This is a genomic window from Enterobacter sp. LM3, assembly GCF_046622475.1.
GTDB lineage: Bacteria > Pseudomonadota > Gammaproteobacteria > Enterobacterales > Enterobacteriaceae > Enterobacter > Enterobacter cloacae_P.
Genome location: NZ_JBJURN010000032.1, coordinates 1 through 10,747, shown reverse-complemented (window position 1 = coordinate 10,747; position 10,747 = coordinate 1). Strand labels below are relative to the sequence as shown.

Below are 10,747 nucleotides of genomic sequence, written 5' to 3'. Positions count from 1 at the left end.
ACAACGGAGGGTTAACACCTGCCGAGATGGAAAGACAAAGAACCTCAGGTCGTGTCCAAATTAAGTAGACCACTTCACACCCTGACCCTCTCCCACAGGGAGAGGGAACAAATACTAAAAACGGCAACTGTGTTGCCGTTTTGCTTTTATCTTGTGCGGCCTGATGCCCTCACCCTGGCCCTCTCCCACAGGGAGAGGGAACAAATACTAAAAACGGCAACTGTGTTGCCGTTTTGCTTTTATCTTGTGCGGCCTGATGCCCTCACCCTGGCCCTCTCCCACAGGGAGAGGGAACAAATACTAAAAACGGCAACTGTGTTGCCGTTTTGCTTTTACCTTGTGCGGCCTGATGCCCTCACCCTGGCCCTCTCCCACAGGGAGAGGGAACAAACACTAAAACGGCAACTGTGTTGCCGTTTTGCTTTTACCTTGTGCGGCCTGCTGCCCTCACCCTGGCCCTCTCCCACAGGGAGAGGGAACAAATACTAAAAACGGCAACAGTGTTGCCGTTTTGCTTTTACCTACCTGTCCCAGTACGCCTCTTCCAGACTGTCTTCCCTTTCCGGCAGGCCACGCGTTAAGCGCGGGGAGTGCTGGTTCAGCACCTGGTAACTCACGCGGTTAGCGTACTTACACACCTGTGCCAGTGACGAATAGGTCAGCCAGCTGAATTTGTGCTTGCTGGAATTCGGCACGTTGGTTTTGTGATAGGCATTAGCGGTAATGTCGTGCAACAACGCCGCCAGCGCACCGTCGCCTGCGCCATTGGTGTTCATGATTTTCTCTGGCCCACCCATATACGGCGCAATGTGAGAGTAAATACGCAGCGGGTTCGTACAGTCTTTGTGGCGCATGGCACGGCTAAATTCGTACTGGTTGAACTCGGCGATCGCACCAGGCAACAACGGATGCTGAGTTTTGCGTTTGCTCTCTTCTTCGGTGAAGCCCGCCATATACAGCCCAACTGGCCCGGCGGTGCAGAGCACCAGATCCACCCAGTCCAGCGCTTTATCGGACGCCAGCAGCGGATCGCTTTCACCAGTTAACGCCTCAGCCTCTTCTTCGTTCATCGCCAGAATCGAGACGTGTTCTTTCAGGAATGCTTGCCACCACTCAGGGTTATCGGCAATCACAAATTTGGTACCCAGCGTCAATACTACCGGTACGTTGTATTTCTTCGCGTATGCCACTGCCTTCATGGTCGCTTCCGGCATCGGTTCACCCGGCTTACAGCGTACCAGGTAGGACGTCAGCACCAGTGCCGACGCACCCGCGATCACCTCTTCCGGGATGCTCTCGGCACGCAGTTTGTTCATGTGACCAGGGCTGATGGCAAAGGTACGTTCACCGGAATCGCTGATCAGCGTAAAGCAGCGGCCGATTGGCCCGTCGACGCCTTGTAAATAGTTCAGGTCGGTACGGCTGGAGGTGTTGCAGAGGTAACGGTAGGCGTAGCCACCGATTTCGATATTACGGCACATCACGCCAAGCAGGACGGAACGGTCATCTGCCAGCACGGAGTAGTTGTGCATGGTGTTGCCGATGGTACCCCCGGCAAACTGATGCGTGATCAGGTTTTCACGCACCAGCTCCTGGTACAACGCTTCAGCAACGTCATCCTCAATGACCAGAGAATGCCCGGCGCTCAGACCGTAACGCGCGACAAACGCATCATCCACTTTTGCTTCAATGTCCACCAGCGTTTGATCTATACCGACCACCCATGCGGCACTGGTTTCATTTTCCGGCTGAATTTGCTGCAGCAGCGGATCGCGGGCATTAACAGGAAAGTAGTGTTTGGATTTACGTTTACCGGGAAATTTCATGGTCTGAACTATGCAATGATTATGGGCCGGGAATGGTAGCACAAACCCGGCCTTTAGCGCGATCAGCGGCTTTTCATCACCAGCGACACCATCATGTCGATATGCTCAGGCGAGTCGTTAAGTGCAGGAATGTATTCATACTTCGCTCCACCAGCCTCAAGGAAAATTTCCCGATTCTGCACAGCAATCTCCTCCAGCGTTTCCAGACAATCCGCCGAGAAACCTGGAGACATCACCTGAATATGCTTCACACCCTTCTCACCCAGCATTTTGAAGGTTTCATCGGTATACGGCGTAAGCCACGGCTCGCGGCCAAAGCGCGACTGGAAGGTCATCATCACCTTCTCTGGCGGTAGCCCAAGCGCAGAAACCAGTTCGCGGGTGGTATCACGGCAACGCTGCGGGTAATCATCCCCTTCATCGGCGAAGCGCTGCGGGATACCGTGATACGAAAGTAACAGGAGATCCGGCTCGCCATGTTTTTCAAACGATGCGCGCGCGCTGCTGGCGAGCGCTTTGATATACAGCTCGTTATCGGCGTAATCGCGAATAAAGGTGACGCCTGGAATACGACGGCGGGTCGCCAGAATGCGCGCCAGTTCGTCCCAGACGGCAGCCACCGTAGAGCAGGAATACTGCGGATAAAGCGACAGTACCACCAGGTGGTCAACGCCCTGAGCGAGCAGTGAGTCTACTGCGCTTTCCAGCGAAGGGTTACCGTAGCTCATACCGAGCACCACAGGCATATCCGTCAGACGGGCGGCCAGCGCTTTTTCCTGGCGACGGCTGTAGACCATAAGCGGCGATCCCTCTTCCATCCAGACGGACTGGTAGAGCTTTGCCACACGCGGAGAACGAATTGGCAGAATGACGCCACGCAGCAACGGCCACCACAACAAACGCGGGGTATCCACGACGCGCGTGTCGCTTAAAAACTGTCGCAGGTAACGTTTTACTGCCGTTGGAGTGGGTGCCTCTGGAGTCCCCAGATTGACAAGCAGGATGCCGGTTTTCGCCTGACTCATTCACGCCTCTTAACCATTTGAATGGTTGTCAATTGTAGCGGAAATGCGTCTAAACGGAACCCATTGCTGTAATAGGTGAGATGAGAATTTTTCTCACCCGTTCCCGGGTGAGAAAGATGCAATTAGCCGAGGATTTTTTCCAGCTCTGCACGAACGTCAGCAACGGCCTGGGTACCGTCTACTTTCGCGTATTTTGTGTTGCCCACTTCAGCTTCTTTAGAGTAGTAGCCGATCAGTGGTGCCGTCATCTGATGGTATTCCACCAGACGTTTACGCACGGTCTCTTCCTGGTCATCTTTACGGGTGGTCAGCTCTTCGCCAGTCACGTCGTCTTTGCCTTCAACCTTAGGTGGGTTGAATTTGATGTGGTAAACGCGGCCAGAGGCAGCGTGTACACGGCGGCCTACGATACGGTCAACGATCAGCTCGTCTGGCACATCGAACTCCAGTACGTAGTCAACGTTGATGCCCGCTTCTTTCATGGCATCAGCCTGTGGGATAGTGCGCGGGAAGCCGTCCAACAGGAAACCGTTACGGCAATCTTCCTGAGCAATGCGCTCTTTAACCAGAGCAATAACCAGCTCGTCGGTTACCAGTTTGCCTGCGTCCATGATGTCTTTTGCTTGTTTACCCAGCTCGGAGCCAGATTTAACAGCGGCGCGCAGCATGTCACCAGTGGAGATTTGCGGAATACCGTATTTCTCCATGATGAACTGAGCCTGAGTTCCTTTACCCGCGCCCGGAGCGCCAAGCAGAATAATACGCATTGCGAAAATCCCCTCAAAAGTTGGTTCAATTTTTCAAAAAGCGCTAAACAATACCACCAGAATGGGCATCGCTCAAGGAAGGCGGGACGGCTGAAACGGTTAATGGGGGAGATAATTTGGGAGAGTACGGTCTGGTGCCCTCACCCCGGCCCTCTCCCACAGAGAAAGGGAGAAGACCAGGGGAGGTGTGGTCAGTTACGCCAACAGCAGCGCATTCACGCGCTTAATGAACTGGTTAGGATCTTCCAGCGTGCCACGCTCGGCCAGCAGGGACTGATCCAGCAGCAGCTCAACCCACTCGGCGAAGTGAGCTTCGTCCTGGGTATCTGCCGCACGCTTCACCAGCGGATGATCCGGGTTCAGCTCGAAGATGTATTTCACTTCTGGCATTGCCTGGCCCGCAGCCGCGAACAGTTTTGCCATTTGAGTGCCCATTTCATCGGCGTCAGTGGTCACAATCGCCGGGGTGTCGGTCAGACGGTGGGTGAAACGCACCTCTTTCACGCGGTCGCCCAGCAGGGTTTTCACGCGCTCAACGAACGGCTCCAGCGCCTTCTCGGCCTCTTTCGCGGTTTCATCCACGTCATCCGCCAGCTTGTCGATGGACTCGTCAGCTTTGGCAACGGACAGGAAGGTTTTACCGTCGAACTCGGTCAGGTAGTTCATCATCCACTCGTCGATGCGGTCAGAAAGCAGCAGCACTTCAATGCCTTTCTTACGCAGCAGCTCCAGGTGCGGGCTGCTCTTCGCCGCAGCGTAGCTGTCTGCGGTGATGTAGTAGATTTTCTCCTGCCCGTCTTTCATGCGGGAGATATACGCTTCCAGCGACACATTTTGCTCGGAAGAGTCAGTGTGCGTGGAGGCAAAGCGCAGCAGCTTAGCGATAGCTTCAACGTTAGCCGAGTCTTCCGCCGGGCCTTCTTTCAGCACCAGGCCGAACTGTTTCCAGAAGGTCTGGTATTTTTCCGCGTCGTCTTTCGCCAGTTTTTCCAGCATCTGCAGCGTACGTTTGGTCAGCGCGTTACGCAGGTTGCGGGTAACGGTGCTGTCCTGCAGGATTTCACGGGAGACGTTCAGCGGCAGATCGTTAGAGTCGATGAGGCCACGGGTGAAACGCAGATAGTTCGGCATGAACTGCTCAGCGTCGTCCATAATGAACACGCGTTGCACGTACAGCTTCAGACCGTGCTTGTGATCGCGGTTCCACATATCCCACGGTGCCTGTGCCGGGATGTACAGCAGGCTGGTGTACTCCTGCTTACCTTCCACGCGGTTGTGGCTCCAGGTCAGCGGGTCGGTAAAGTCGTGGGCGATGTGCTTGTAGAATTCGTTGTATTCGTCGTCTTTGATTTCAGACTTGTTGCGCGTCCACAGCGCCTGTGCCTTGTTGATCTTCTCCCAGGAGACAACCGTTTCACCGTCGTTCTCTTCCTGTTTTTCAATCTCAACCGGCAGCGCAATGTGATCGGAGTATTTGCTGATGATTGAGCGTACACGCCAGTCATTCAGGAAATCATCTTCGCCTTCGCGCAGATGGAGGGTGATTTCAGTACCGCGATCCGCTTTGGTGATGTCCGCAACGGTGTAGTCACCTTCGCCCTGAGATTCCCAGAATACGCCGTTTTCCGCACTTTCACCTGCCGCACGGGTGCGCACAGTGACTTTGTCTGCCACGATGAACGCCGAGTAGAAGCCCACGCCGAACTGACCAATCAGCTGGCTGTCTTTCGCCTGGTCAGAACCCATAGATTCGAGGAACGCTTTGGTGCCGGATTTGGCGATAGTCCCGAGGTGGTCGATCACCTCGTCGCGGTTCATACCAATGCCGTTATCGGCGATGGTCAGCGTACGGTTCTCTTTATTAAAAGAGACGCGCACGCGCAGTTCGCCGTCGCCTTCGTACAGATCCGGATTAGACAGCGCGCGGAAGCGCAGCTTGTCCGCCGCATCCGAGGCGTTGGAAATCAGCTCACGCAGGAAGATTTCTTTATTGGAATACAGGGAATGGATCATCAGGTGCAGAAGCTGTTTTACTTCTGACTGGAAACCACGGGTTTCTTGTCCTTTCATCTAAGTCGACCTCAACAATGCCATTTAATGGGGTTTTAAAACGTTGAGTGAGAGATGGGGATAAAGGAGTGAATTTTCAAGCGGAGGTCACCGGGGCAACCTCCGTTTGGTCAGAAAGTAATCTTGTGGCGTCCGGCCAGAGAGTGCGACAGCGTGGTACCGTCCACCATCTCCAGCTCACCCCCTACCGGCACGCCGTGGGCGATACGGCTGGCGTCAACGCCTGACTCCGCGCACAGCTCAGCAATGTAGTTGGCGGTTGCCTCCCCTTCCACCGTCGGGTTGGTGGCGAGGATCACCTCGTTGATCGTTTCCGATCCCAGACGCTGTTCAAGGCGGTCAAGACCAATATCGTCCGGACCGATACCGTCCAGCGGGGAGAGATGCCCCATCAGCACGAAATAGCGGCCAGAAAACTGCCCGGTCTGTTCAATGGCGTAGATGTCCGCCGGACTCTCCACCACACAAATCTGACCATTTTCCTGACGACGCGGATTCGAGCAGATGTCACACACGTCCTGCTCGGTAAAAGTACGGCAATCCGCACAGTGACCAATTTCTGACATGGCGCGGGTCAAAGCCTGCGCCAGGCGCATCCCGCCGCTGCGGTCGCGCTGCAATAGCGTAAACGCCATGCGCTGCGCCGACTTCGGGCCAACGCCCGGCAGGCAGCGCAGTGCTTCCATTAACTGCGTGAGCAGCGGACTGGTTTGCATCAGAATGGCATCTTGAAGCCCGGCGGCAGTTGCATACCGCTGGAAACAGAAGCCATTTTCTCTTTCTGGGTTTCGTCGATACGGCGCGCAGCATCGTTAAACGCGGCAGCAACCAGATCTTCCAGCATCTCTTTGTCGTCTTCGAGCAGGCTTGGGTCGATCTCAACGCGGCGGCAGTTGTGCGCACCGTTGATGGTCACTTTGACCAGACCGGCACCGGATTCACCCGTGACTTCCAGCTGAGCAATCTCTTCCTGCATCTTCTGCATTTTTTCCTGCATCTGCTGAGCCTGCTTCATCAGGCCACCCAGACCGCCTTTTCCACCAAACATAGGCTTCTCTCTTTTTTCACGTTTAATGATTACAACCGTAAGTCAGACTCACGATCAAATGGGGCGAATACTCTCTTCATCCAGATCGGCATCGAAGAACCGACGCAGAGTCTGAATGTTGTTATCCGCAATAATCGACTCACGCGCGAGCGCGAGTTTTTCTTCATAAATGGCCTGCCGCCACTCCAGTGGCGTGCGCACCGCCGGATTATCATCTTCAATGATAGTCAATTCAACCGGCGCACCCTGTAATGTGGCGAGTGCCTCAGCCAGCGCTTTTTGCGCGCCCGGGGAATTCAGATGCCGCTGGCCCGGACGCAGGTGCAGGCAAATCGTGTTGCCCTCCTGCTCTTTCCAGGCGTTCAGCGCAACCTGCTCCACCAGCTTCGGCAGATGCAATTGGCTGACCTCAGCGGCCCAGGCGTCACGCTCAATGGACTCTTCAGCGAGCTTCGCTGCAAGCTCCGGCGTTTTTTCATGCTCCAGCGCCTTTTTCAGCGCTTTCGGCGTGGCGACCTCTTCTTTCACCTCTTCGATGATGGTGGTCGCCTTCCAGCGGTAAGCCTCTTCTTTCACCGGGGCTTTTTGCTCAAGCGCGGACGGTGCCGGGCGCGACTGTACACGCTCCGTTACCGAGGCCAGTCGTTCAAGCGCGGCGTTGTTTACCGGCCGCGCTCTTCCTGGCGCTGCCGGTTCACTCTTTTTTGGTTTGGTTGCTCCCTGCGCACGTTGTAACTGGCTTCGCGCGGCAAGCACCGAACTGGTGGCATCCGACAGCGGCACATTTTGTGGCGGTGGTGGCGTCGGCTGCGGTAGCACCTGTTGAGGCGGCATCACCGTAGCGGGTGCTGCAGGGGCAAAAGAGTGCCGTGGTACTTCCGGTTCGGGCAGCGGCATCCGCGGATGGAACGCCAGCGCGCGCAGCAGGGTCATTTCGACGCCCATGCGGCGGTCTGGCGCGAACGGTAACTCTTTGCGGCCAATCAGCAGCGTCTGATAGTAAAGCTGAACGTCAGCAGGCGGCACGGTGCGGGCAAGTTCACGCATCCGCTGTTCGATGGCCGCCATATCTGCGCCGATGGCTGACGGAGAAAGCTGCAGCATTGCCACGCGGTGCAGCAGGCTGAGCATCTCGACCAGCAGCGCTTCCCATTCGACACCACGGGCAGCTGCCGCGTTAACCAGCGACATCACACGCTCACCGTTGGCGGCAATCATCGCTTCGATGAGGGACAGCGCCTGATCGTCGTCCAGCGTGCCAAGCATAGCGCTGACTGCATCGGTCGAGAGTTTGCCGTCACCGCTGGCTATCGCCTGATCGGTAAGGCTTAACGCATCACGCAGGCTGCCGTCTGCCGCACGTGCCAGCAGTTGCAGAGCGCGCGGTTCGTGGACAATTTTCTCTTCGTTGAGAATATGTTCAAGCTGAGCGCGGATCTGTTCAACGTCCAGCGCCTTAAGATGGAACTGCAGGCAGCGCGACAGAATGGTGACCGGTAGCTTTTGCGGATCGGTAGTCGCCAGCAGGAATTTCACATGTGCAGGCGGCTCTTCCAGCGTTTTGAGCAGGGCGTTGAAGCTGTGGCGCGACAGCATGTGTACTTCATCGATCAGGTAGACCTTGAAGCGGCCACGCGCCGGGGCATACTGCACGTTGTCCAGCAGATCGCGGGTATCTTCAACTTTGGTGCGTGAGGCGGCGTCGATTTCGATCAGGTCGACAAAGCGGCCCTGCTCAATTTCACGGCAGTTATCACACACGCCACACGGCGTCGCGGTGATCCCGGTTTCGCAGTTCAGACCTTTTGCCAGTAAACGGGCAATAGAGGTTTTACCGACGCCGCGAGTGCCGGAGAAAAGATAGGCGTGATGAATGCGACCTAGCGACAAGCCATTCGCCAGGGCCGTCAGCACATGTTCCTGACCGACAACGTCAGCAAAGGTTTGTGGTCGCCATTTACGGGCTAACACCTGATAACTCATGGGCAGGCTCTGCAACGCTGGAAGGTGAATTTATGGAGGGGAATGCTATCACAACCTCACCCGTTGAGCGAGGTTGTGAAAACCGGGATCAATGACCCGGGAAAGGCACCAGGCTGTAGCTGGTAACACCGTGTTTCGCCAGGCGCTGTTCGCCACCCAGATCGAACAGGTTGATGATGAAGGCCGCATCGCTGACTTCACCACCCAGACGACGGATCAGCTTCACGGTCGCTTCGATGGTGCCACCGGTCGCCAGCAGATCGTCAACCACCAGCACTTTATCGCCCGGTTTGATGGCATCTACGTGGATTTCCAGCTGATCGGTACCGTATTCCAGCTCGTAAACTTCAGCGATGGTTTCACGCGGCAGCTTACGCGGTTTACGTACCGGCACAAAGCCTACGCCCAGTGCCAGCGCAACCGGTGCGCCAAACAGGAAGCCGCGGGCTTCGGTACCTACTACTTTGGTGATCCCGGCGTTTTTATAACGCGCTACCAGCAGTTCAATGCTGAGCGAGTACGCTTTCGGGTCTTCCAGCAAGCTGGTGACATCACGGAAAAGAATGCCAGGTTTTGGGTAGTCCTGGATGCTTTGGATGCTGTTTTTCAGATATTCAAGCTGCTGTGCAGTTGCGGTCATCGGTTTGTGCCTAAATAAAACAGTGTGACTCACAGTGCGCAAAAAGTCGGCCAAGGTAACAATTGTATAACCTTTAACCAGGCGCACCTGTGCTCGAAAACGGTCGAATTTACTGTCTGTGCGCAATAATTGCAACAGCCATTATAAGGCATCAGTGCTTTTGTTGCTTTTCATCAACCACGGGGATCCGCCACATGAAAATCAGCAGGCAGGCCAGGATCGCCAACAGCAGGATGCGCACCCACATCATTTTCACCAGCCATAATGAAATGGCAAAGGTGATAAGAATAACGGCAATCGCACGCGGTTTGGCTCCAGGCGGCATTGCCCGGTGTTTTTGCCAGTGGCGCAGATAACCGCCAAACCACGAACGGTACAGCAGCCAGTGGTGAAAGCGCGGCGACGAGCGGGCAAAGCACCAGGCCGCCAGCAGGATAAACGGCGTGGTCGGCAGTAAGGGCAAAACGACACCCAGCGTGCCAAGCACTACCGCGAGCCAGCCAATGATGATTAAAATAGTACGCTGCATAATGCGAATCGTTATCAAACTGAACGGCTACTTTACCACTGGAGAGCGCATTGAAAACAGCCTTGCTTCTTGAGACGCTGCAAAACCAGCTGACTGCTCTGCGGGCGCAGGCTACACCGCTGATGGGGCACGCCACGCTGAAACCGCGCTTTGATCGACAGCTTTTCCGCACCCGCAGTACGTTAATCCAGGATTATCTTGCTGAAGCGCAGACCCATCTCGACGAGCTTCGCCACGCGGTAGAGAGCGAAAATCAGGAACAGGTGGCCTGGCTTGCGGAACATCTCACCGGGCAGATCTCCGCCCTGCACCGCGAAATTGCCACCTGGCCGCTGCGTGCCTGGGACAGTGCATCACCGGGGCTCGGCAAATGGCAGCGCAAGCGGCTGGAGCACCAGGAGTTCGAACGTCGTCTGTTTGAGATGAAGCGTGAGCGAGAAACGCGCCTGAACACCAGCGAAACGCTGGAAGAACAGCAGTTATTAATGCGGGAAATTAGCGCACTGGAAGGTCGAATCAATCGCTGTCGGCAGGCGCTGGATGAAATCGAACGCGTGATTGAACGCCTGACCCGTTAAAAGGAGCCACACAGATGTCACTGGAAAATGCACCCGACGAGGTCAAACTGGCCGTCGATTTAATCATGCTGCTGGAGAATCATGACATCCCGGCGGAGACGGTGCTGAAGGCGCTGGAGATAGTGAAGCGGGATTTTGAGGGGAAATTGCCCTCACCCCGGCCCTCTCCCTGAGGGAGAGGGAGAAAACCATCCCCTCGCCCCCTGTACGGTCCGGGGACATGGTAGACAGGTGTTCGGGGACATGGTGAACACTTTTTAACATCCTTTACCTATGGTGAT

General features: G+C 55.6%; 10 protein-coding genes, 1 pseudogene and 1 other annotated feature. Of the genes and pseudogenes, 2 read left to right on the top strand and 9 right to left on the bottom strand.

The window, feature by feature from the left end:
- Positions 1–521 precede the first annotated feature (521 nt).
- From ACJ9N4_RS20475 to ACJ9N4_RS20435, 9 genes are all read right to left on the bottom strand, one after another.
- Positions 522–1,826, bottom strand: coding sequence for an inosine/guanosine kinase (locus ACJ9N4_RS20475; RefSeq protein WP_182273988.1), 1,305 nt, complete (start codon positions 1,824–1,826; stop codon positions 522–524).
- A gap of 62 nt (positions 1,827–1,888) precedes the next feature.
- Complete coding sequence (gene hemH / locus ACJ9N4_RS20470) at positions 1,889–2,851, bottom strand: ferrochelatase (protein ID WP_411500746.1); 963 nt, start codon at positions 2,849–2,851, stop codon at positions 1,889–1,891.
- A 122-nt stretch (positions 2,852–2,973) separates the two neighbouring features.
- Positions 2,974–3,618 (bottom strand): adenylate kinase, encoded by a 645-nt coding sequence (adk, locus tag ACJ9N4_RS20465; protein WP_182273986.1) that lies wholly within the window; start codon positions 3,616–3,618, stop codon positions 2,974–2,976.
- 195 nt (positions 3,619–3,813) lie between these two features.
- On the bottom strand, positions 3,814–5,688 hold the full coding sequence (htpG, locus tag ACJ9N4_RS20460) for a molecular chaperone HtpG (protein WP_411500745.1): 1,875 nt from the start codon (positions 5,686–5,688) through the stop codon (positions 3,814–3,816).
- A gap of 110 nt (positions 5,689–5,798) precedes the next feature.
- Positions 5,799–6,404 (bottom strand): recombination mediator RecR, encoded by a 606-nt coding sequence (recR, locus tag ACJ9N4_RS20455; protein ID WP_182273984.1) that lies wholly within the window; start codon positions 6,402–6,404, stop codon positions 5,799–5,801.
- On the bottom strand, positions 6,404–6,736 hold the full coding sequence (locus ACJ9N4_RS20450; protein ID WP_003858972.1) for a YbaB/EbfC family nucleoid-associated protein: 333 nt from the start codon (positions 6,734–6,736) through the stop codon (positions 6,404–6,406). The genes recR and ACJ9N4_RS20450 overlap by 1 nt, the downstream gene beginning before the upstream one ends.
- Before the next feature lie 54 nt (positions 6,737–6,790).
- A complete protein-coding gene (gene dnaX, locus ACJ9N4_RS20445; protein ID WP_196390928.1) occupies positions 6,791–8,719 on the bottom strand; it encodes a DNA polymerase III subunit gamma/tau in 1,929 nt (642 codons plus the stop codon).
- Positions 7,397–7,461 (bottom strand) — a sequence feature (DnaX frameshifting element). It overlaps the preceding gene by 65 nt.
- Before the next feature lie 88 nt (positions 8,720–8,807).
- Complete coding sequence (apt, locus tag ACJ9N4_RS20440; protein WP_182919512.1) at positions 8,808–9,359, bottom strand: adenine phosphoribosyltransferase; 552 nt, start codon at positions 9,357–9,359, stop codon at positions 8,808–8,810.
- Between the two features lie 151 nt (positions 9,360–9,510).
- The gene (locus ACJ9N4_RS20435) at positions 9,511–9,888 is read right to left on the bottom strand and encodes a DUF454 family protein (RefSeq protein WP_182919511.1); all 378 of its coding nucleotides are present in this window, start codon (positions 9,886–9,888) and stop codon (positions 9,511–9,513) included.
- 50 nt (positions 9,889–9,938) lie between these two features.
- On the opposite strand from ACJ9N4_RS20435, the gene priC reads away from it, so the two are divergent.
- Together priC and rsmS are read left to right on the top strand one after the other, a co-directional pair.
- Positions 9,939–10,466 carry a primosomal replication protein N'' gene (gene priC / locus ACJ9N4_RS20430; protein WP_182919510.1) on the top strand — a complete coding sequence of 176 codons (528 nt, stop codon included), beginning with the start codon at positions 9,939–9,941 and terminating at the stop codon, positions 10,464–10,466.
- A gap of 14 nt (positions 10,467–10,480) precedes the next feature.
- Positions 10,481–10,649 (top strand): annotated as a pseudogene (gene rsmS, locus ACJ9N4_RS20425) (pleiotropic regulatory protein RsmS); the annotation flags it as partial.
- Positions 10,650–10,747: the final 98 nt, after the last annotated feature.